We start from the raw sequence: 21,123 nt of genomic DNA on the forward strand, positions 1-21,123 counted from the left end.
CCTCCCTCCAGGGTCAGTTCTTCGATGCGGACCGGGCGGCGGACTTCTTCGGTGCCGGCACCGGGTCGGGCTCCGGGTCGGGCTCCGGCTCGGGCTCCGGCTCGGGCTCCGGCTCGGGCTCCGGCTCGGGCTCCGGCTCGGGCTCCGGCTCGGGCTCCGGCTCGGGCTCCGGCTCGGGGTCGGGCTCCGGCTCGGGGTCGACCTGGCCGGCCCGTTCGGAGATCTCCACCCGGACCTTCGCCAGCTCGGCCATCAGCTCCCGCTCGTGCGCGGCGAGCTCGGCGATGGTGCGACGCTCTGCGGCCATGTCACGTCCCCCGATCAGGCCGCGTTCGCGGCCGCGAGGCTGTACGCCTTGCGGTTCTGCACGTTGCCGTCGGCGCGCTCCCAGGCGGTGAACTCGATCTCGCCGTTGTGGGCTCGCGTCCACGGGTTGACCACGACCACGAGGTTGGACACCCGGCGGATGACGTACGCCTCGCGCAGGTCACCGAGCACGGCGAACTTCGCCGACAGGGTGTTGTGGTTGGGGAACGCCTGGTCGATCACGACGGGGTAGCCGAGCAGGGTGCGCGCCGGGCGGCCGCCGATGCCGGCCTCGGCGGACTCCTGGATCAGCGGCCGGCCGTCGGAGCCCACGATCGCCCGGACGGCCTGGAACGTGGCCTTGTTCATGGCCCACTTCGCGTTCTGCTCGTAGGCCGGGTCCAGCGCGGTCTCCACCTCGAGCAGCTTCGCGTACGTGAGGGCGTTGCCGGCCGCGAGCGTGACGTCGGCGGTGAGGCCGGCGCGGGCGATCCCGAACGGCAGCGTGGTGCCCGTGCCGGTCACCCAGTCGCGAGCCTGCTTGCGGGCGATCCTGGTGCCGAGCGCCCGGGACACCAGCCCAGACACGTCGACCGCCGAGTCCTGCAGCAGCTCCACCGACAGCCGCAACGGGAGGTTGCCCGCGCCGGCGCTGGTGTACTTGTACGCCCCCAGGTTGACGGTGCCGAAGACCAGGTCGGTGCCGCCGGAGGCGGCGGCGTGCTCGGCGGTGATGGCACCTTCGCTGGCGGTGTCGTCCAGGGTCGGGTACTCGATCGAGTTGCCGGTCTCGGTGCTGAACGAATCGACCTCTGGGGCGAGCCCGCCGAACGCCTTCTGCACCTCGACCAGCTTCTGCCGGAACCCGGCCGGGACGGTGTACCCGCCCTCGCTGTCCGGTGAGGTGCCCTGCGCGTTGGTGACCCTCAGGTCGGCGATGTCCGCGTTCGGGTGGCCGGTGCGCAGGTAGTTCTCGAACGCCTTCTCCTGGGCGTCGTCCACCTTGGCCGGCGCCACGTCCACCGTGGCCGCCACGGCCGCGGTGATGCTGTCGCGGGCAGGCGTCTCGTAGGCGACCTGGCGGGCGCGGATCTGCTCGGTGCGCTTGCTCGCGAGCTCGACCTCGAGCGCCTCGTAACGCTTGACTTCCTCGTCGGTCAGCGTGCGACCGGCGGCACCGTCGATGATGGCCTTGAGGGCAGCCATGATCTCCGCGATGTCCATACCCTGTCCTCCCTGGGAGTGCGCCGTCGTGGCGCTCTGGCTGCCCCGGCTCGGTGCCGGTGCAGGGGTCTTGGTGGTGGCGGCCACAGGGACCGCCAGCGGCGGCGTGGCAGCCGCAGGAGCGGCCGGCGTCACGGCAGCCGCGGTGTCGTTGGCGATCCGGTCGGCGAGCCCGGCAGCGACCGCCTCGGCGGAGGAGTACCAGGTCTCGACCTTCATGGCCTCGCGCCAGGTCTCGACGTCGCCGCCGGCCCGGTCGGCGTAGACGGTGGCGATCGTGTCCGACAGGTCGTCGAGCAGCTGGGCCGCCTCGCGCATGTCGTCGGCGTTGCCGGCCACGAACATCGACGCGTCGTGGATCATGAGCTTCGCTGGCTTCTCGATGACGATGGTGTCGCCGGCCATGGCCACGAAGCTGGCCGCGCTGGCGGCGATCCCGTCGATGTACACGTCCACGGTGGCGGCGTGGTTCAGCAGCGCGGCATGGATGGCGATGCCGTCCCACACCAGCCCGCCCGGCGAGTTGATGTGCAGGTCGAGGTTCGGCGCGGTGATGGTCCGCAGTGCCCGGGCGAACGCTGCGGCGGTGACGTCGTCGTCGCCCCAGTAGTCGCCGATGGCGCCGTAGATGAACAGTTCGGCCCGCTCGTCGTCGTCGGCGTTGGTGATGCGGAACCAGTCGCCGCCCTTGGCCTCGGGCCGGCGCACCAGCTTGCGGCCACGGTTGGCCAGCTTCAGCAGCTCTTCCGGCGTCATGCCGGCACCTCCTCTGATGCGGCGACGTGGAAGGCGACGCCGCCGGTAACGACCAGGCAGCGCACCTGCTCGGGAAGGGCTGCGCGGAGCGCCCGGCCGAAGGCGTCCACCTGTTGGTCGTCGAGCCCTTCCGGGAGCGTGGCGATCAGGATCTCGCCTGGCTTGATGTCCAGTCGGGCGATGCTCTCGATCTCGATGGTCTGGCTCACGCCGGGACCTCCTGTGCGGGCTGGATGGCCGGTGGCGCCGTAGCCGGGGCGGGGCCACCGGTGCGCAGCTGGTCGCCGCCCTCGATGGGCGGGAGGTTGCGGACGCGCCTCGCCTCGTTGGCGGTGAGGATGCCGCCCTGTACCTGCTTGATCAGCAGGTCGATCTCCTGCTCCGGCGTGGGCCGCTCCAGCCCGGCGTACTCGAACTCGCAGAACATCGGGTCGGACAGCGTGCGAGACAGCCGCTGCTCGAACCGGCCCGTCCAGCCGGACAGGGTGAAGCGGGCCAGGCCGCGGTTCTGGATCTCCACGCCGGTGCCCCAGGTGGACACCGCACCGGGGTCCATCAGCAGTGAGGCCGGGACGCCGGTCCAGCGGGCGATCTCCTGGATCTGGAACTGCCGCGACTGGAGGAACTGGGCGTCCTCGGCGGACATGGTCCACGGGGTGAAGTTCAGCTTCTTGCTGACGAGCGCGATCTTGCCCGCGTTCTCCAGCCCGCCGACCGAACGGTTCAGGCCGTCCTGGACGGTCTCGAACTCGTCCGGCTCCAGCTCGTCCTCGGGCGTCACCAGACCGGAGATGAGCGGGCCGTCGCGGAACATGCGGGCCGCGGCCCGGTCACCAGCGATCGTGGTACCGAGGGAGTTGCGGGCTACGCCCAGCAGCGACAGGCCGCGCAGCCCGTCCAGCGACGGCCCCATGACCTGGGTCAGGTCGGCCTCGGTCAGCACCCGCGGTCGGCCGTCGTCGGATGTGAACCGGTACAGCTTGCGCCCGGTGAAGCGGCCAGCCTGGTCCTTCTCCCACTCCACGGTCACGGCCTGCGGGTGGATCGGCACCGAGCCGATCAGCGCGCCGCCCTGGGTGTAGACGTGCTTGAGGAAGCAGTCGCCGTGCAGCAGCAGGTGCAGGATCGAGGTCTCTTTCCACTCGAACGGCGTCTGGCCTGGCACGCCGCCCGGGTCGTCCAGCCACGACGTCATCCGCTGCCGCTGCCCGTCGGTGGTGTCGCGGTACGTCTTCAACGGGAGACCGGCGAAGGTGGTGGCGATGAGCATCACGCCGCGGTAGAAGGCGGACACCGCCAGCGCCGACGCCTCGCCGACCACCACGCCGGAGAAGTTGGGGGTGACGTTGAAGTAGCCGGCGAGCGCCGGGTCACTGATCGAGATCAGTTCCGCGGTCGGCTCGCTGCGCCGCATGCGCTGCCAGGGCCACCTCACGGGGCACACCGTATGCGGGGATTCTCGACGTCAAGACTCTTGTCGCGAAGGTCGCCGTTATGCGCGATTCGTGACGCGGAAGACGGGTCGGTCAGGCGACGCTGGCGACGACGATCGCGGACCGTGCCGGTAGGCGGTCGAACGCCAGCAGAGCGACCGAGCCGGCCACGATCGGGGTGATGTCCCCCGTGGAGGCTCGCCGGCCGAACAGCTGGCCGGAGTCGCCGAGGGTGCGCCAGGCCACGCCGGCGGCAGCGGTGTTCATGGCGGGCTGGTCCGGGTGGTGCAGCTCGCCGGCCCTCAGCACGGACATCAGCCCGGCCTCGGCGGTCACCACGTCCTTGGTCCCCATCGGCGTCGTCTTCGGTTTCGGCTTGGACCGGGCCAGCATCTCGGCGACTTCGAGGTTCGCGCCGATCGAGTCGTACGCGATCGGGAGCCGGTACTTCACCGACAGCCGGTATGCCTCCTTGGCGACCGCGCGGGGGTCGCCGTGCAGCAGCAGCTCGAGGTGGGCACGGCCAGCGTCGTCGCGCCACCCTGCGACGAGGGCGGCGGTGCTCGAGTCCGGGGAGACGTCGAACGCCAGGCCGAACCGGCGGGGCTTCTCCGCCAGGTCGCCTGCGCCGGCGGCCCAGAGGGCCGGGTCGATGGCTCGACTGTCGTCGGTGCCCGGCCAGATCCCGAGGTACTCCATCGCGAACGCCAGCGGCGACGACGCCTCTTCGCGGCGCTCGAGGATCCGGCCGAGGGTGGTCAGCGTGCCGATGCCGGGGTGCACGCGGAGCAGGACGTCGTCGTCGTCCCAGGCGTCGTCGGGCTGGGCCGCGTAGACGGACACGGCCGTGCCCTTGGCGTAGCGGCCCCGGACGATGCCTGTGCGGCCCGCCAGTCCGGTGCTGAGCGCCTCCCAGTACCAGCCGGCCCGGACCTTCCCCGGCGTGCCGGACAGAACGACCTGCCCCTGCGGGCGGGTGTCGAACAGCGGCATGACGGCCTGCTTGATGTCCAGCGACACCTCGGTCGACAGCTCCTGCGGCTCGTCGACGTAGACGACGTCGACGGCGTCACCGCGGACGCTGCCGGACTCGGGCGCGACGATCCACAACCGTGACCCGTTCTGGAACTCGAACGACTCGTCGCCCTTGCCCTCGCGGATCTTCGGGCCACCGGCGACCTCCGGCCAGCTCCGCTCGATGGCCCGCTTCACGTCGTACCAGCGCTCGCGCGCCTTCTGCCTGGTCTGCGCGGTGACGATGATGTTGGTGTCGGGCTCGAGGTCGCAGCGGCCGAACAGCCATGACCAGACGGCGGTCGTCTTACCGGCGCGGCGCGGCCACTGAACCGCGGTGGTGGTGGCGCCGTCGTCGAGCAGCTCGCCGAGCTCGAGCTGATGCGGGTGCATCTCGAATCCGAGCCGCGTGGCACCCGCGGACATCCGAGGGGATTCCGGCTCTGACCTGCTCAGATGTGCCTCTGGGAACGCCTGGCCGCGCTTCTCGCGGCGACGTTTACTGGCACGCGACCGGCAGGAACTCCCGCAGTAACGGGCGTTAGAACGGCGCGGGCGGGCGCCACCGCATTCGACGCACTTCGGCTCGGTCACGGAGCATCGTCGCAGGTCAGAGCGGGTGGGGAGGGAAAGGGAGCGGTCTGCGTGTTGGGGTTACCAAGGGTCCTGAACTTTTCGCCGGCCGCGGCCGCTCGGATCTGGTCGGCCTCGTCGCCTGTGATGTCGTCCGGCACCTTCAGGACCATCGACGGGACGTGGCTCCGGTCCATGACCGCGGGCACGAGCGCATCCATCATGCCGACGATCGCGTTCAGCCCGGCGAGCGTGTTCATTGGTGCGCTCTTCCGTCGTTGCCCGGTGACCGCGACGTCCACCTCGAGCCGAAGCACGCGGAGCCCACGGTCCAGCTCGGCGACGGACTGGATCAGCAGCTCGTGCGGCGTTGCGGTCACCAGCGTCGTGTCCTCTCGGTGCGTTGGGTAGGTGCTCGCCGCCGTGCTGCTGCGAGCTGGCCGCCGAGCTTGCCGCCGGCCGCGGTGTTGCATCTGGGGTGGGCCGGGCCATGGTTGGCGGGGTCGTCCTTGGCTCCGCCGAGCGCCAGCTCGACGATGTGGTCGACGTGCCACGCCTCGCGGTCGAGGTCGATGGCTCGGCCGCAGCGGGTGCAGGGCTGGACCTGGCCGCGTCTGCGGATGGCCGCGCGCGCCCGCGTGACGCGGCGCCCGGCCCAGCCCCGCTGCGTCATGCCGCCCGCCAGCCCCGGCCCTGGTGCGGGTGCTGGTCGAGGACCATCTGCGGGTGTGAGTCACCGTCACCGTGGTCGACCTTCACGGGCATGCCGAACTCGTCCCGCTGGTAGCGCTCGACCACGACGCCCGACGGTGTGACGCTCATCCGCGCCACGTCGTTGGGGTCGTGGCCGAGCCGACGAAGCACGGTCTGCGCGAGGTCGAGCGCGGGCACGCCCGAGTCGTTGGCCGGAGCGAGGTAGGCGCCGGCCGCGGCGAGGATGATGGCGATGGCACCGGCGAGTGTGGGGTCGACGTCGACCTCGAACGCCGCGGCCACCTGGACGACGGCCGCGCCGGTGGCGCCGCCGAGCAGGGCGCCGAGCGCCTTGCGGATCTTCCGCAGCGCCGCGGTCATCGGGGCAGTCCCGGCACGCCGCCGCCGGACAGCTCAGCGTTGACGGCGGTGTGCTGCGCGCCGGTGATGACGCCGTTGTCGCGCAGCGCCTTCGACAGCGCCGAGACGCCCGCCGCCACCGAGTTCAGCTGCTTGGTCGCGTAGTCGGCCTTGTCCGCGGCGACGTCGGCCTTGGCCATCGTCGTCACGAGGACGCCGAACGCGTCGGTGTTCGGGACCACGCCGTCGTTCTCGTAGCCCCACACGTCCTCTGGTGTCGCCATGTCGTCGTCTCCATCATCGTCGGGTGTGCCCGTGTCGGGCAGGTCCTCGTTCTGGTCGGCCTGGTACTGCTCCCACGTCTTGATCGGTCGCATCCAAGGCCCGTCGTCCGGGCCGTCGTTGGCCAGGCCGTTCTTGCGGTCGTAGTAGTCGGCGACCTGCGCACGGGCGCTCGGCGAGAGGTCCGAGCAGCCGATGGCGATCGCGTGGATGTGTGGGTCGAACCCCTGCGCCTTGGTGCGGTACCAGGCGGCGAAGCCGACCGTCCGCAGCGCCAGCAGCAGCCGGCCGCGCTGCAGGGTGGTCAGGTGCCAGGTGCGCAGGTCGAGCGCGCCGCCGCCGGCGTGGGTGCCGGCGCTGGCGGTGCCGTCGCTGTAGGACCCCTGGACGACGATCGTCTGGAGGTCGGCGATGCGCTCGGCCGCGTCGAGCATGGTGCGGGTGCGGGCGTCTGTGCGTGCACCGGCAAGCCAGGTCGTCATCGTCGCCTCCCCTCGTGTCGATGGGTGTAGCTCTGCATAGCTTGCCTCACTCGGTGGGTCGTGGGGTGCGGCGTGACCGTCGGCGGCGTCGTCGTGGCGGGGATGGCGGGGGCTCGACCCGAGTGCCGGGGTCCGCTGCGTGCTCGGGTCGGCTCGATCGGGGAGCGATCTGGTCGCCGGCCTTGCGGTCGGCGGCGCATCCACGGCACGGCAGCGGCAGCCAGTGCAGCTCGCAACGCTCGTGCGCGCGGTCTGGACCTTGGTCACCTGCTGTACCCCTGATCTCTGGTTCTTTACTTATGGTTCTGGGCCGCAAATTTGCGGCCATTGGGTCCGCATTCCTGCGGCTGTATTGCTGTGATGTAGCCGCAGATCTGCGGCCATTCGGGCGGTGCTGTAGCCGGTAGCGGTTGGTGCGTCTTCGCCCGACCCCACGGTCGACGATGACCAGGCCGGCCTCCTCGAGTTCGGCGACGGCACGGTCGACGGTGTCGGTCACGCAGCCCATGTCGCCGGCGAGGTGGGCTCGGGAGGTCCACGTGTCCGCACGTGAACCCTGGTGGACGTCGAGCAGCGCCCAGACCTGGATCGCGCGGGCGGACAGTCCCTCGCCGAGCAGGCTCGCGGGGATCTGCGCGAATCCGTTGAGGCATGGTGGGAGGGCCGACGGGTCGCCGGCCTGCCAGAGGGTGGGGTCCAAGCCGTCACGCGACAGGGTTGAGGGTCATGGTCGTGGCCTCTCGCGGGGATCGGGTCGTGCGGTCGTGATCGTGGGGCCGCCGGGCAGCTGGCGGCGCTGGACGTGCGGGCGGCAGATCGGGCACGGGATCGGGCGGCCGGTGTGGTCCTCGCCGGCCCAGCCGTCGAGGCAGTCGTGCCGCTCCGACGGCTCGGGCACGAGGTCCCCGTCCGGGCCGCGGCGCATGCCGTCCGTGCGGCTCACGGGTCGTCCTCGCAGTCCTCGCACACGATCCCGTTGGCGGGTGCGCCGCCGATCATCATCGGGCCGATGCCGCGGGCCGCCCGGGCGCCGCACTCGGCAACGTCGCGCTGGGCCTGCCGGTGCCACACCCCGTACACGTCGATGAACCAGCGCCGCTGGTGGGTGGTCGTCGTCATCGCGACTCCCGAGCGATCGCGTCATCGAGGATCGCCAGCACCGTGCGCCAGGCGGTGATGCGCTCGTCCCAGCCGGGCCGCTCGTGGTCGCCCTCGATGTAGCTCGGGTGCCAGCCGCCCGGGTCGGGCCACAGCTCGTGCGGCCGCATGCGGTCATTCCGCCCGCCGACGCCGTGCAGCGACTCCGACCACGCCCGCACCTCGAGCAGCCGGGCGTCGCCGCCGACGAGCGCGTCCAGCTCGCTCCACGTGAGCAGGTGCGCCGGCCGCGCGTACCAGCCACCCCACCCGCCGCGGTCCTCGAAGTAGAAGCCGGCCCGGCGCACGCTGTACGCCCACGGCCCGGACGCGCCGACCTTGATCTCGCCAGTGTCCGGGCGCCGCTCACCGAGCATGAGGTCCAGCGCGCGCGGGTGCGCGTCACGCAGGCACGCGAGCCCGTCGACGACGCGGCGCGTCTCGGAGGTCAGCACCTCGCCGAACAGGTCCAGCTGCACGGCCGTCATGGCGCGGTCCGGTACCGGCCTCGACCGGACCGCAGCGACGGCCGCCAGGACCGTCCCGCGACGCGACGTGCGGGTGCCGGCGGCCACGCAGGGGACGCCGGCCGCACGAGTCGGGCCGCGCGGAAGGTGCCGAGGCTGATGACGATGGACAGGCCCCACACGGCGACGAACTCGCGGATCACGACTCGATCACCTCCACCGTGCACCGCTCCGGCACCAGCAGGAACGGCCGCCCGTCCAGGACCACCCACGTCCGTGCGCGCTGATGCACGACCCGGACGAGGACGCCGGCGATCCGGGTGGGTCCGGTCGTCAGGTTGGGCGCATGCTGCTCGGTCACGATGACCCGCCGGCCGATGTCTTCACCGGACAGCGTCGCCACCGACCGCGCCGCCGCCGTCACCGTGCGCCGCCGTTGCGGAGCGCGAGGACCTGGGCCTCGCGGTAGCGGCGGTGCCCGCCCGGCGTGTAGACGGGGGTGAGCTTCCCGGCCTCGGCCCACCGGCTGACCGTCTTCACGTTCACCCGGAACAGCTCCGCGACCTCGAGCGGCAGAAGCAGCGGCTCGACGACGACGGGCCGGTCTCGGCGGCGGGTCACTGCGTCACCACCGCAGGCCGGTTCGGAACCCAGCGGGCCGCCGTCGTCGACATGGCGGCGTCAGCCCGCCAGCCGCCGTCGCCGGCCAGCGCGAGCGCCTGGTCGACGGCGTGGTCGAACTCCTGCGTCGCGGCCGGCACCGTGTAGCCGGCGAGGCGGCGGTCCAGCTCGACCAGGTCGACCGCGGTCTCGACGGCGATCTGCAGCGCCGCGACAATGCCGCCATAGACGCCGCCCATGCGCAGCGCGGACGCCATCAGCCGGACCGCGGCCCGCTCGACCTCGGCCCGCTCGCGCAGCAGCTCCTCCCGCCGCGTCTTGCGCAGCAGCTCGTACACGTACTGGCCGCCGCTCAGCGGGGCGTCCGGTGCCATGGTGTCGGTCATGGGATACTCCGATCTCTTGGTCAAGGCGGGTGCCGGCCATTCCGGGGATGGTCCGGTCGGCGCCCGCCGATCCACGTCTGGTGGTTCCCGGGTGGCGCCGGGGCAGGGAGTCACCGGCGCCACCCGGGCGCTCAGTCAGTCCTCCGTGTAGCCGTGCCGCTCGAGTGCAGCGCGGGCGCGGGCGGCCATGTTGGCGCGGTCGACGGCCTGGCCGCCGTCGTCGCGTGTCGCCTCACCGCGGCGCCGCGATCGTTCGGTACGCGCGACCCGCCGGTTCGCGGCTTCCTCGCGCTCGCGGGCCTGCCGCGCGACTTCGCGGTCCTTGCTCACGGGATCACCGCCCCGGCGAACGCGAGAGCGGCGGAGACGTCGGATGCGTCCCACTCGCCGTCTCCATCGCGGTAGAACGGCTGCCGTTCGAGCCAGGCGAACCACTCGCTGGCCTTGCCGGTGTCGGTCGCCCGGGAGCCCGACCTGTTCAGCACGCCGGCCAGCTCGGTGCCCAGCTCGAACAGCAGCTCCGCCGCTCGCTCGTGCTGCTGGTCGACCCGCTCGGCCGCGACCTCCAGGTAGCCGTCGCGGTCGAGGTCGGCCACCTCGTCGATGACCTTCACCAGCCGCATCAACGCGGCGCGGGTCCGGCCGATCAGGTCGCCGCGCTCGCGCTCGGCGGCCTTGGCCGCGGTCCACTCGGGCGACGGGTTCGCCGGCGTGGGGTGCCGGCGGGTCGGGTACAGCCGCAGCGGCTCGCGCTGGGCCGTCACGGGTTGCTCGCCGCCGGCGTGAGGAGGGTCCGGACGTCACCGCGGCGGAATCGGCGATGCCCGGTCGGTGTGCGATCCGAGGTGATCTTGCCAGCGCGTTCCCAGCGCTTCAGCGTGTCCGGGTGCACGCCCAGCATCGAGGCCGCCTCGCCGACAGGGATCAGTTCCTCGTCTCCGTTCCACGCATGCTTGAGTTGCATGGCGCAGACTCAAGCATGCGTGGCAAGACAATGTCAACGATGTGATTCGACGCCAGCGTGTCGCGCGCATCTTGCGCTGATTTGCATGGGGTGCCATGATGCGGTCATGCAGAACATGACCGAGCAAGCCAGAGTGCGCATCCCAGAGTGGACGCTCGCCGACCGGCTCCGGAAGGTTCGGCTAACGACTGGCCTGCAGCAACGCGAGTTCGCGGAGCTGCTGCAAGTGACTGCCGGCAGTTACGGCGGGTGGGAGTCCGGAAACAGCAGGCCGCGCGATGTCGTGGCCTTGGCTCGTCGAGTCGAGCTGATTACCGGAGTGCCAGCGTCCTGGACGCTGGGCATTTACAACGAAAATCCCCAGCCAACTGGCCCGGCTGGGGATGAGGGTGACGATGCGTCGGTGGCGCGCCCGAAGGGATTCGAACCCCTAACCTTCTGATCCGTAGTCAGATGCTCTATCCGTTGAGCTACGGGCGCTTGATCCGCGCGGAAGCGGACCGGTGACGAGTGTACCGGTCCGAAGGGCGAGGCCGAAATCGGATTCTGCCGCCGCCGGCGGACCGCTCGCGACCAGCGCGGACAGCACCTATAGCGTGTGACATGACACAACGACGACGAGAAGGTGACCGCCCATGGGCCAGCAGCCGGCCAGCCTGACCATCACGAACGCCCGCATCTTCGACGGTTCCTCGGCCGAGCTGACCGAGGGCGACGTCCACATCGTCGACGGCGTGATCGTGGACCCCGGCACCGTCGACGACCGCGGCGCGACGACGATCGACGCGCGGGGCGGGACGGTCGTGCCGGGGCTGATCGACGCGCACTGCCATGCGTACGGCATCGGGCTGGACATGGTCGGCATCGACTCGAGCCCGCTGAGCTACGTCGCGCTCAAGGCGGCGCGGCGCCTGAACAACGCGCTGCGCCGCGGCTTCACGACCGTCCGTGACGTCGCCGGCGGCGATCCCGGACTCGCCAGCGCGCTGGACGAGGGCCTGGTGGCGGCGCCGCGCTACTTCTACACCGGGCCGGCGCTGTCCCAGACGGGCGGCCACGGCGACTCCCGTCCCGGCGACCGCGACCTGTGCGTCGGCCACGCCCACATGACCGAGGTCGTCGACGGGGTGGACGCGGTGCGCACGGCCGTCCGCGACCGGTTCCGCCGCGGCGCCCACGCCATCAAGATCATGACGTCGGGCGGGGTGGTGTCGCTGACCGATCCGATCCGCCGGCCGCAGTACAGCGTCGACGAGATCCGCGCGATCACCGACGAGGCGGCCCGTCGCGGCTCGTACGTCGCGGCGCACGCGTACTCGCCGGAGGCGATCGAGCACTCCGTCGTCAACGGCGTCCGCTCGATCGAGCACGGCAACCTGCTCGACGAGCCGACCGCCCGGCTGATGGCCGGCCACGACGCGTTCCTCGTGCCGACGCTGGCCGCGTACGACGCCATGGACCGCCGCGGCGACGCGCTCGGGCTGAACCCGATCTCCAAGGCCAAGAACCGGGAGGTGCTCGACTCCGGCAAGCACGCCATCGAACTGGCGCGCGGCGCCGGCGTCCGGGTCGGCTTCGGCACCGACCTCATGGGCGACCTCGAGGACGACCAGCTGGTCGGGCTGCGGCTGCAGGTCGAGGTGCTCGGCGTCCTGGACGCGCTCCGCTCGGCCACCTCGGTCAACGCCCAGCTCCTCGGCCGCGACGACCTGGGCCGGATCGGCGCCGGTGCGGCCGGCGACGTCCTCCTGTTCGACGGCGACCCGTTCGCGGATGCGTCGCTGCTGTGGAACGAACAGGGGCGGACGGTCATCCGGGCGGGCGCGGTCGTCTGATCCCGGGGCCGGACCTGGGCCCGGAGGACCTAGGCGGGTCTGGCCCGCTCGGGGCTCGGTGAGTGCGCTGGCGGCGCTGCTCGCGCCCGGCGGCCGGCTCGCGCTGGCCGAGGGCGGACTGGTCGAGTCGCCGGACGGCCCCGGGGTGTGGCGTTGGGTCTGCAGGTCTGCAGGTCTCCCGCCCATGCCGGGGCCGGACCTTCGGCCGTGGCTTCGGTGTGCCGTACGGCGGCTCGGTGGGATGGCCGTGCGTACGGGCGCTGCGGGCGCCTGATCGTCCCGTCCGGCGGCGCCCGATTCGCACGCACGACGGCGCCCGATCGTCCCGCACGACGGCCGCGAGTCGGCAACCGCACCGGCACGCACGGACCGCGGCAGGTCGACCTCGAGCACCGCCGCGAGGGCGAAGTGCTCGGTGCGTCGCAGTCCGGCCACCGGTCCAGCACCCCCGCGCATCCCCGAGCGGCCGCTAGTCAGAGACCCTACTCACGACCCATCTGGTACGTACCACCGTCATCGACTGGTGCGGTGAGGTACGTACCAGTGTCCGTTTTGTACGGAATTTAGGGCACCTGTGTGGTCCTGATCACCCTATCGTCAGTTCCAGTCCCTGAGATGACGGCCCTAGCGTGCTGAGTATCCCCGCGGAACACCACCCGTCTCCGAATGGCCTGAGACCGGGTCGCTTCCGCATACCCGGAACGCGCCGCAGGGCCGACTGCGCGCCCCGATCACGAAAAGGGTGACCGCTACATGACGACGTTCGCCGAACCCGGAGCTGCACACGATCTCGACGACGCGCCCACGTCCCACGCACGCTTGCTCGCCTGGGTCCGCGAGGTCGCGGAGCTGACCCAGCCGGACCGTATCCACTGGTGCGACGGTTCCGACGAGGAGTGGACGGCCCTCACCGACGAGCTGGTCGACGCGGGCACGATCGTCAGGCTGAACCCGGAGAAGAAGCCGAACTCGTTCTGGGCGCGGACCGACCCGACGGACGTCGCGCGGGTGGAGGAGCGGACGTTCATCTGCTGGGTGAACGAGGCGGACGCGGGGCCGACGAACAACTGGCGCGACCCGAACGAGATGAAGGCCGAGATGACCGAGCTGTACAAGGGCTCGATGCGCGGCCGCACGATGTACGTCATCCCGTTCTGCATGGGCCCGCTGACGGCGGCGAAGCCGATGTTCGGGGTCGAGCTGACGGACTCGCCGTACGTGACGGTCTCGATGCGCATCATGGCGCGCATGGGCGCGCGCGTCCTCGAGGCCATGGGTGACGACGCCGACTTCGTGCCCTGTCTGCACAGCGTCGGCGCGCCGCTGGAGCCGGGCCAGCAGGACGTCGCGTGGCCGTGCAACGACACCAAGTTCATCACCCAGTTCCCCGAGGAGCGGATGATCTGGTCGTACGGCTCCGGCTACGGCGGCAACTCGCTGCTGGGCAAGAAGTGCTACTCGCTGCGCATTGCCAGCGCCATGGCCCGCGACGAGGGCTGGCTGGCCGAGCACATGCTGATCCTCAAGCTCACCGCGCCGCACGGCGCCGTCCACTACATCGCCGCCGCATTCCCGTCTGCGTGTGGCAAGACGAACCTCGCGATGCTGGAGCCGACGATCCCGGGCTGGAAGGTCGAGACGCTCGGCGACGACATCGCGTGGATGCGCTTCGGCGATGACGGCCGGCTGTACGCCGTCAACCCCGAGTTCGGCCTGTTCGGCGTCGCGCCCGGCACCGGCTGGAAGACGAACCCGAACGCGATGCGCACCATCGCCAAGGGCAACAGCGTCTTCACCAACGTCGCGCTCACCGATGACGGCGACATCTGGTGGGAGGGCATGACGGACGAGGAGCCGGCCCACCTCACCGACTGGAAGGGCCGCGACTGGACGCCCGGCAACGGTGAGCTGAGCTCGCACCCGAACTCGCGGTTCTGCACGCCGATCGAGCAGTGCCCGATCATCGCCCCGGAGTACGACGACCCGCGCGGCGTCCCGATCTCGGCCATCCTCTTCGGCGGCCGCCGGCGGACGACGATCCCGCTGGTCACCGAGGCGCGTGACTGGACGCACGGCGTCTTCATGGGCGCGACGCTGTCCTCGGAGACGACGGCGGCGGCGGCCGGCAAGGTGGGCGTCGTCCGGCGCGACCCGATGGCGATGCTGCCGTTCATCGGCTACAACAGCGGCGACTACTTCGCGCACTGGATCGCGATGGGCAAGGACGCCGACGCCGTCAAGCTGCCGAAGATCTTCTACGTGAACTGGTTCCGCCGCGACGACGACGGCGGGTTCCTGTGGCCTGGCTTCGGCGAGAACGGCCGCGTCCTCAAGTGGGTCATCGAGCGGATGGAGGGCCTGGCGGCGGCGACGGAGACGCCGATCGGCCACGTGCCGACGCCGGAGTCGCTGGACACCTCGGGCCTGGACCTGACGGCGGAGCAGCTGGCCGCGTGCCTCGAGGTCGACCCGGAGGAGTGGCGGGCCGAGGTGCCGGGCATCGCCGAGTGGTTCGACAAGTTCGGCGACCACCTGCCGACCCTGCTCTGGGCCGAACTCGACGGCCTCAAGGCGCGCCTGGGCATGTGACGCCCGCTGCGCCGCCCGGCTCCCTCGAGCATGGGGGCCGGGCGGCGCAACGTCGGCGTCGGTCGCCGGGCAGCCCAGCATCGGGTCGGGTCGCCGGGCGGCCCAGCATCGGGTCGGGTCGCCGGGCTGGAGTTCGCAGTCGGCTGTCGGTGCCCGCCCGTAGGGTGGGTGCCCTCCCAGCCGGGCGGGGACCACACCTCGGCGAACGTGGTCCCGAACCGCTGTGACGAACGAATCGCCGTCACGCACCGGCCGCCGTCACGCACCGACGGCGGCGCGGGCCTGCCGCAGCGTCTCCTCCGGCTCGACGTCGGGGTCGTCGCGGACGACGGCGACGTCCAGCCCGGCCGCCGCGAAGCGGGCGAACGCGGCCGCGACCTCGTCCGGCGTTCCGGCGGCGACCAGCCGGTCCAGCAGGTCATCCGTGACGAGGTCGACCCGCGGCGCACCCGCGACCAGCCCGGCCCGGAATTCCGCGCACTGCGCCGGCGACAGACCGGCGGACCGGGTGATCAGGTGGTCGCCGTGGATGCCGAGGAACCGCGCGACCAGCGGCCGGATCCGGTCCCGCGCCTCGGCGCCGGAATCGGCGACCGACAGCCCGACGTACCCGGCCAGCCGCAGCGACGGACCGACGCGGGAACGCACCAGCCGCACATAGTCGGGCCCGGCCAGGATCGACAGCAGCACGCCGTCCGCGGACTCCGCCGCGAGCTCCAGCGCCCGCGGCCCCTTGACGCCGAGCACGATCGGCAGGTCCGGCCGCAGCGGCCGGAACGACAGAGCGGTGTCGACGGTGTACGCGGCACCCGCGTGCTGGACGTGCTCGCCCGCGAGCAGGCGGCGGACGACGGAGACGGACTCGGCCAGCCGGCTCAGCGGCCGGTCGAACGGGATGCCCAGCTGGCCGGTCATCCACCGCTCGTTGCTGGCGCCGAGCCCGGCCAGCGCCCGGCCGCCGCTCAGCTCGTCCAGCGTCGCGAACTCCATCGCCAGCACGACCGGATGCCGGGTCCACGGGTTCACCACGCCGATCCCGACCTGCACCGACGACGTCGCCTGCGCAATCGCCCCGGCCAGCGCGAACGCCCCGCGCTCGACGTAGTCCTCGGTGACCCACACCTCGTCGAACCCGGCCTCTTCGGCGGCGACGGCGGCGGCGACCGCGGACCGGCTCGGCCGGTGCCCCGAGAGGGAGAAAGCCAGCCGCATCAGGGCCCGATCGCGTCCAGCAGCGCATCCGCCGCCGGCTCGATGACCGGCACCTCAGGCAGCGTGGCCGCCGTCGCGCCCACGTCCTTGAGCCCCGTCGACGTGCCGATGACGACGACCGACTCGGCCCGGCCGAGCGAGCCCTGCGCCGCCAGCGTCGCGAGAGCCGGCCACGCGGTCGCCGACGCCGCCTCCTGGTACAGGCCGGCGGACGCGGCCAGCTCGCGCTGGGCGGCCAGGATGACCTCGTCGGACGGGACGGCGACCGCGGCGCCGCCGGTCGACCGCAGCGCGCTGAGCCCTTGGAACGTCCCGACCGGCGACGCCGTCGAGAACGCGACCGACGGCTGGTACGGCACCGGCCCGGCGACCTCGGACCCGCTGGCCAGCGCCGCGGCGAGCGGTCCGAACGGCTCGGCCGCCACCATGCGCGGCGACCGCTCCAGTACGCCCAGCTCGACGAGGTCGGCGAACCCGCGCGCGACGCCCACCAGGCCGTCGGCGTACGCCGACGGGACCACGACGACGTCGGGCGGCGCGTCCAGCTGGTCCACCAGCTCGTAGGCGATGGTCTTGTAGCCGTCGACGCCGTACGGGTTGGAGCCGACGGGCGGGTCGGCGTGGCCGGACATCGCCAGCCAGCCGAACTTCTCGACCAGTTCGCGCATCAGCGTCCACCGCTGCCGCGGCTCCGGCAGCGCGACCACGGACGCGCCGTACGCCTGCATCAGCGTCTTCATCGTCGACGGCACGCTGGCCACCGTCAGTACGACGCAGCGCAGCCCGGCCCGGGCCGCGTACGCCGCGATGGCCGCGCCGTGGTTGCCGGTGCTCGCGACGACGACGGTGTCGATGCCCAGCTCGACCGCCTTCGTGACGGCGACCGACGCCAGCCGGTCCTTGTACGACCACGTCGGGTTGCGGGTCTCGTCCTTGACGACGACGGACGCGACGCCCAGGCGCTCCGCGACGGCCGGCAGGCCGACCACCGGGGTCGCGCCCTCGGCGAGGCTCACGGCCGGCGTCCCGGCGGCCAGCGGCAGCAGCGACCGGTACCGGAACAGGCCGGGTTCCCCGTCGGACACCGGCACGGCGCCCAGGCCGGCGAGATCGTAGACAGGCAGGACGTTGGAAGGCACCCCGTCCGCCTCGCAGGCCGGGCAGCCGCGGCCGACCAGTTCCAGCGACGGGTCCGGGTAGCTCGCCGCGCAGCGCAGGCACGCGAGCGTCCGTGTGTAGGTCATGCCGCCACCACCCGCAGGTCGCGGCCGGACCTGGTGAGCAGGTCCACGCCGCCAGAGGTCACGACGACCGCGTCCTCGACCATCATCCCGCCCCATCCCAGCTCGTAGTACGGCGTCTCGAAGCAGAACGTCATGCCCTCCGCCAGCTCGGCGCCGACGCCGGGCGCGACGATCGGCGGCTCGTAGATCGACAGCCCGATGCCGTGCCCGCAGTGCTGCCGACGGTACCGGGGGACGCCGCGCGCGACCGCGTCGAGCCCGATCCCGAACAGCTCCGACGCGGGTAGTCCCGGCCGCGCGGCGGCCAGCTGCTCGTCCTCGCCGGCCTTGACCGCGGCGTACACGTCGCGCTGCCGGGCCGACGGCTCGCCGAGCACGGCGGTGCGGCCGATGTCGGACCAGTAGCCGTCGACGACGCAGCCGACGTCGAACCGGGCGATCTCGCCGGGCTGCCAGGCGCGTCCGGACGGGACGGCGTCGGCCAGCGCGGACCGCTCGCCGGTGAGCGCGACGACGAAGCGCGGGTCGCCGCCGCCGGCCACCATGGTCCCGGCGACGACGGCGGCCAGCTCGGCCTCCGTCGTGCCCGGCCCGGCGGCGGCCAGCGCGGCGTCGATGCCGGCCTCGGCCAGCTGGGCGGCGTAGGCCAGCAGCTCGACCTCGGCGGGCAGCTTCCGCGACCGGACGGCGAACAGCAGGCCGGCGCCGTCCTCGACCACATCGCCGCAGGCCGCGAGCACGTCGGCGGGCAGGTCGCGGGTCTCCACCGCCAGCCGCGCCGACGGCGGCAGCGTGGCGACGGCGGCGGCCAGCGCCTGGGCCAGCCCGTCGTGCCGGTCGGCGACCTCGGTGACCGGGTCGGGCGTCCCGGACTCGACGTAGAACCGGCCGAACGGCGAGATCCGGTCGACGGGAACAGCGGTGGCACCGGCGGCCGGCACGTCGGCCGCCGGCGCCACCAGCCAGAGGTCGGTGGCGGTGACCAGCGCCGCCATCCGATGGGTGCGGAACACCTGACCCGGCATGCTGCGGTAGCCGGTCGCGTACAGGACGCTCTCCGGCTCGGTCAGCACGACCGCGTCGTAGGGCTGTTCCGCGAGCCGTGCGCGCAGCCGGGCCAGGCGGTCGCGCGCGAGCGCGGCCAGGTCGACCGCGGGTTTCGTGAGGACGGTGGTATCGGCCGTCATCGGCTGCCCTTCGTCTCGACGGCGATGATCGTCTCGCTGAACCCGGCCATCGCGTCGGTCGTCTCCTCGACGGTGTCGACGGCGAACAGCAGGCCGGCCAGGGTCGTCACCCCGGCGTCGCGGTAGGCACGGACCTGCGCGGCGACGTCGTCAGGGGTGCCGATGAGGTTGCGGGCGGCGAGGTCGCCGACGCCCTGGTCCTTCAAGGTGGTCTTGGACAGCGACGCGAGGTGCTTGAACACCTGCGACGACTCGAACCGCCGCCAGGCCTCCTCGCGGGTCGGCGCGACGCTCACGCCGACCTGCAGCGCGACCTCGAAGTCGGCCGGCAGTTCGCGGCCGTGCTCGGCCGCCTCGGCCGCGATGCCGCCCAGGGCGACCCGGACCTCGTCCGGCGTGAGGCAGGCCGGCAGCCAGCCGTCGCCGTGCCGGGCGGCCCGTGACCGCGAGCCGGGCGAGTTGCCGCCGGACAGGATCGGCAGCCGCCGATCCCGGTACGGCTTCGGGAAGCTCTCGACGTCGGTGAACTCCACCCACGTGCCGTGGAACGACGCCGATCGCTCGGTCAGTAGTGCGCGCAGCGCCGGGATCGCCTCCTCGGCGTGCTCACCGCGATGCACCCGGCGGCCCGGCTCGACCGCTTCCAGCTCCTCGCGGTACGCGCCGATGCCGACGCCGAGCACGGCCCGTCCACGCGACAGCTGGTCCAGCGTCGCGGCTTGCTTCGCGGCGACGACGGGGTGCCGGAACGGCAGCACCATCACCGCGGTCGCCAGCCGGATCCGTTCCGTGACGGCGGCGACGTAGCTCAGGTAGCCGAACGGGTCGTAGTAGCGCGGCGCCTGGTCGAACTCGGCGCGGACGTAGCGCTGCGTCGTCAGATGGTCGTTGCCCCAGATCGACTCGAAGCCGAGCCGTTCCGCCGTCACGGCCAGCTCGACCGCCTGGTCGATGTCCGCGTACGGGACCGGGTACATGAGCCCCTCGGTCCCGGTCGGGACGCCGAGTCCGAACCTCACGAGCGCACCTCCGCGGCCGGGGATGAGGAGCGCCATCGGCTGACCGCGGTGCCGACGACGGCGTACAGGACGAATCCGGCGACCAGGCCCTCGATCGCGTCGGCGATGAGCAGGTCGGCGTACCGGGCGATCAGCGCGCCGGCGACCCAGCAGCCCAGCGCCTCCCACCGGACCGACGGGGCGGTGCGCAGCAGCTCGGTCGCGTCCCAGCGCCGAACCACGACCCAGAAGTACGCGATCAGCACGCCGGCGAACGGCGGTACCACCACCGAGATGACGCCGAGGAAGCGCTGGAACTCCGCCGCCAGTCCGACGAACGCGATGAGCAGCGCGATCAGCACCGCGAACACGGTCCACACCGGCTTCGCGACCTTCAGGCCGAGCGTGTTCGACGCGTTCGTGAACGCCAGCGACGCCGAGTAGATGTTGTTGTCGGCGGTGTTCCACAGCGCGAGGAAGAGCATGACCGCGGCCGGCGCGAGCAGCCCGAGGCCCTGCATGACGACGACGAAGTTGCTGTTGCCGACCTTCATCGCCGAGACCGTCGCGATGAGCTCGAAGACCGCGGCGCCGACCGCGAAGCCGCAGAAGGTGGAGATGACGACGTCACGGGCGCGGACGGCGTACCGCTGCACGTCGCCGACCAGGGCGGCGCCGGTGACCCACGTCGCGATGACGGCGCCGATCGCCACCGAGAAGCCGATCGGCGCGGCCGGCGCGTAGTTGACGACGTCGGAGAACCCGCCGTCGAGGTCGCCGATGCGGACCAGCGCGAACAGCGCGATGGCCACCTGCACGGGCACCGCGATCGCCGAGTACCGCTGCAGGCCCTTGAAGCCGAAGATCGCCGTGGTGAGGATCGCCCCGCTGAACGCCACGATGAACGCCCACTTCGGGATCTCCGGGATCAGCTGGTTCACCGCCAGCCCCCAAGTGTCCATCAGCACGCCGATGAAGCCCATCGCGACGACGCCGAGGAACAGCGACACGACCACCGCGCCGTGCGTCCCGAACACCGCACGCGAGGTGAGGTAGCTGGTCAGGCCGGTGCGGAAGCCCACCATGCCGACCAGGCTGGCGACCACCGCGAGCAGCACGTTGCCGAGCAGGATGGCCAGCAGGCCCTCGGTGAAGGAGGTGCCGCCGCCGACGACGCCGCCGACGAGGAAGCTGCTGACGCTGATGTTCCAGCCCATCTGGACGACGATCAGCTGGATCAGCGGTTTGCGCCGGTCGGCGGGGACCGGCTCGAGGGCATGGTCCTCCATGTCCGCGGCCACGGTGCTCTGGACGGCTGTGGTGTCACGCTCGGTGCTCACGAATGCCTCCCCGGTCGCCG

General features: G+C 72.1%; 25 protein-coding genes and 1 tRNA gene. 2 read left to right on the forward strand and 24 right to left on the reverse strand.

Translation table 11 applies throughout. The annotated features are described in order from the left end of the window. Positions 1-13: 13 nt before the first annotated feature. From ACW62_RS35155 to ACW62_RS09270, 19 genes are all read right to left on the reverse strand, one after another. Entirely contained in the window at positions 14-307 is a 294-nt protein-coding gene (locus ACW62_RS35155) for a hypothetical protein (protein ID WP_053203798.1), read from the reverse strand. Positions 308-321: 14 nt separating this feature from the next. Beyond that, positions 322-2,286, reverse strand: a complete 1,965-nt coding sequence (locus ACW62_RS33065) for a phage major capsid protein (protein ID WP_083459536.1) — start codon at positions 2,284-2,286, stop codon at positions 322-324. Then, positions 2,283-2,495, reverse strand: coding sequence for a hypothetical protein (locus ACW62_RS09190; RefSeq protein ID WP_053203799.1), 213 nt, complete (start codon positions 2,493-2,495; stop codon positions 2,283-2,285). Before ACW62_RS09190 ends, ACW62_RS33065 begins: the two co-directional genes overlap by 4 nt. Continuing rightward, positions 2,492-3,721, reverse strand: coding sequence for a phage portal protein (locus tag ACW62_RS09195; protein ID WP_083459538.1), 1,230 nt, complete (start codon positions 3,719-3,721; stop codon positions 2,492-2,494). Before ACW62_RS09195 ends, ACW62_RS09190 begins: the two co-directional genes overlap by 4 nt. 91 nt (positions 3,722-3,812) lie before the next feature. Then, entirely contained in the window at positions 3,813-5,126 is a 1,314-nt protein-coding gene (locus ACW62_RS09200) for a terminase large subunit domain-containing protein (RefSeq protein WP_169792017.1), read from the reverse strand. A 197-nt stretch (positions 5,127-5,323) separates the two neighbouring features. Next, positions 5,324-5,686: a hypothetical protein gene (locus ACW62_RS09205; RefSeq protein ID WP_053203802.1), complete on the reverse strand. Its 363-nt coding sequence runs from the start codon at positions 5,684-5,686 to the stop codon at positions 5,324-5,326. After that, positions 5,683-5,979 carry an HNH endonuclease signature motif containing protein gene (locus ACW62_RS33070; RefSeq protein WP_083459540.1) on the reverse strand — a complete coding sequence of 99 codons (297 nt, stop codon included), beginning with the start codon at positions 5,977-5,979 and terminating at the stop codon, positions 5,683-5,685. The genes ACW62_RS09205 and ACW62_RS33070 overlap by 4 nt, the downstream gene beginning before the upstream one ends. Continuing rightward, a complete protein-coding gene (locus ACW62_RS09210; protein WP_053203803.1) occupies positions 5,976-6,380 on the reverse strand; it encodes a hypothetical protein in 405 nt (134 codons plus the stop codon). Before ACW62_RS09210 ends, ACW62_RS33070 begins: the two co-directional genes overlap by 4 nt. After that, the gene (locus tag ACW62_RS09215) at positions 6,377-7,123 is read right to left on the reverse strand and encodes a hypothetical protein (protein WP_053203804.1); all 747 of its coding nucleotides are present in this window, start codon (positions 7,121-7,123) and stop codon (positions 6,377-6,379) included. The genes ACW62_RS09210 and ACW62_RS09215 overlap by 4 nt, the downstream gene beginning before the upstream one ends. Before the next feature lie 724 nt (positions 7,124-7,847). Continuing rightward, entirely contained in the window at positions 7,848-8,066 is a 219-nt protein-coding gene (locus tag ACW62_RS09220; RefSeq protein ID WP_053203805.1) for a hypothetical protein, read from the reverse strand. Continuing rightward, positions 8,063-8,242 carry a hypothetical protein gene (locus tag ACW62_RS09225; RefSeq protein WP_053203806.1) on the reverse strand — a complete coding sequence of 60 codons (180 nt, stop codon included), beginning with the start codon at positions 8,240-8,242 and terminating at the stop codon, positions 8,063-8,065. Before ACW62_RS09225 ends, ACW62_RS09220 begins: the two co-directional genes overlap by 4 nt. Then, positions 8,239-8,748, reverse strand: a complete 510-nt coding sequence (locus tag ACW62_RS09230) for a hypothetical protein (RefSeq protein WP_053203807.1) — start codon at positions 8,746-8,748, stop codon at positions 8,239-8,241. Before ACW62_RS09230 ends, ACW62_RS09225 begins: the two co-directional genes overlap by 4 nt. 178 nt (positions 8,749-8,926) lie before the next feature. Beyond that, positions 8,927-9,151: a hypothetical protein gene (locus ACW62_RS09240; protein ID WP_053203809.1), complete on the reverse strand. Its 225-nt coding sequence runs from the start codon at positions 9,149-9,151 to the stop codon at positions 8,927-8,929. Continuing rightward, positions 9,148-9,348, reverse strand: a complete 201-nt coding sequence (locus ACW62_RS09245; RefSeq protein WP_053203810.1) for a BldC family transcriptional regulator — start codon at positions 9,346-9,348, stop codon at positions 9,148-9,150. Before ACW62_RS09245 ends, ACW62_RS09240 begins: the two co-directional genes overlap by 4 nt. Beyond that, on the reverse strand, positions 9,345-9,734 hold the full coding sequence (locus ACW62_RS09250) for a hypothetical protein (protein ID WP_053203811.1): 390 nt from the start codon (positions 9,732-9,734) through the stop codon (positions 9,345-9,347). The genes ACW62_RS09245 and ACW62_RS09250 overlap by 4 nt, the downstream gene beginning before the upstream one ends. A 135-nt stretch (positions 9,735-9,869) precedes the next feature. Continuing rightward, positions 9,870-10,064 (reverse strand): hypothetical protein, encoded by a 195-nt coding sequence (locus tag ACW62_RS09255; RefSeq protein WP_053203812.1) that lies wholly within the window; start codon positions 10,062-10,064, stop codon positions 9,870-9,872. Continuing rightward, complete coding sequence (locus tag ACW62_RS09260) at positions 10,061-10,498, reverse strand: hypothetical protein (protein WP_053203813.1); 438 nt, start codon at positions 10,496-10,498, stop codon at positions 10,061-10,063. The genes ACW62_RS09255 and ACW62_RS09260 overlap by 4 nt, the downstream gene beginning before the upstream one ends. Further along, positions 10,495-10,698 (reverse strand): MerR family DNA-binding transcriptional regulator, encoded by a 204-nt coding sequence (locus ACW62_RS09265; protein WP_053203814.1) that lies wholly within the window; start codon positions 10,696-10,698, stop codon positions 10,495-10,497. Before ACW62_RS09265 ends, ACW62_RS09260 begins: the two co-directional genes overlap by 4 nt. 404 nt (positions 10,699-11,102) lie before the next feature. Then, positions 11,103-11,178, reverse strand: a tRNA-Arg gene (locus ACW62_RS09270). A gap of 155 nt (positions 11,179-11,333) precedes the next feature. On the opposite strand from ACW62_RS09270, the gene ACW62_RS09275 reads away from it, so the two are divergent. Then, on the forward strand, positions 11,334-12,533 hold the full coding sequence (locus ACW62_RS09275; protein WP_053203815.1) for a metal-dependent hydrolase family protein: 1,200 nt from the start codon (positions 11,334-11,336) through the stop codon (positions 12,531-12,533). Between the two features lie 753 nt (positions 12,534-13,286). After that, positions 13,287-15,122, forward strand: coding sequence for a phosphoenolpyruvate carboxykinase (GTP) (locus ACW62_RS09280; RefSeq protein WP_053203816.1), 1,836 nt, complete (start codon positions 13,287-13,289; stop codon positions 15,120-15,122). 258 nt (positions 15,123-15,380) lie between these two features. Here the strand turns inward: ACW62_RS09280 and ACW62_RS09285 are convergent, their stop codons facing one another. Genes ACW62_RS09285 through ACW62_RS09305 form a run of 5 tightly spaced genes read right to left on the reverse strand, consistent with a single transcriptional unit; the run spans position 15,381 to position 21,103 of the window. Beyond that, positions 15,381-16,334: an LLM class flavin-dependent oxidoreductase gene (locus ACW62_RS09285; protein WP_053203817.1), complete on the reverse strand. Its 954-nt coding sequence runs from the start codon at positions 16,332-16,334 to the stop codon at positions 15,381-15,383. After that, the gene (locus tag ACW62_RS09290; protein ID WP_083459541.1) at positions 16,334-17,578 is read right to left on the reverse strand and encodes a threonine synthase; all 1,245 of its coding nucleotides are present in this window, start codon (positions 17,576-17,578) and stop codon (positions 16,334-16,336) included. The genes ACW62_RS09285 and ACW62_RS09290 overlap by 1 nt, the downstream gene beginning before the upstream one ends. Then, on the reverse strand, positions 17,575-18,765 hold the full coding sequence (locus ACW62_RS09295) for a M24 family metallopeptidase (protein WP_053203818.1): 1,191 nt from the start codon (positions 18,763-18,765) through the stop codon (positions 17,575-17,577). The genes ACW62_RS09290 and ACW62_RS09295 overlap by 4 nt, the downstream gene beginning before the upstream one ends. After that, positions 18,762-19,784 (reverse strand): LLM class flavin-dependent oxidoreductase, encoded by a 1,023-nt coding sequence (locus ACW62_RS09300; protein ID WP_169792018.1) that lies wholly within the window; start codon positions 19,782-19,784, stop codon positions 18,762-18,764. The genes ACW62_RS09295 and ACW62_RS09300 overlap by 4 nt, the downstream gene beginning before the upstream one ends. Then, the gene (locus tag ACW62_RS09305) at positions 19,781-21,103 is read right to left on the reverse strand and encodes a purine-cytosine permease family protein (protein ID WP_053203820.1); all 1,323 of its coding nucleotides are present in this window, start codon (positions 21,101-21,103) and stop codon (positions 19,781-19,783) included. Before ACW62_RS09305 ends, ACW62_RS09300 begins: the two co-directional genes overlap by 4 nt. Between the last annotated feature and the right edge of the window lie 20 nt (positions 21,104-21,123).

It is taken from the genome of Jiangella muralis (assembly GCF_001270745.1).
Taxonomy (GTDB): Bacteria; Actinomycetota; Actinomycetes; order Jiangellales; family Jiangellaceae; genus Jiangella; species Jiangella muralis.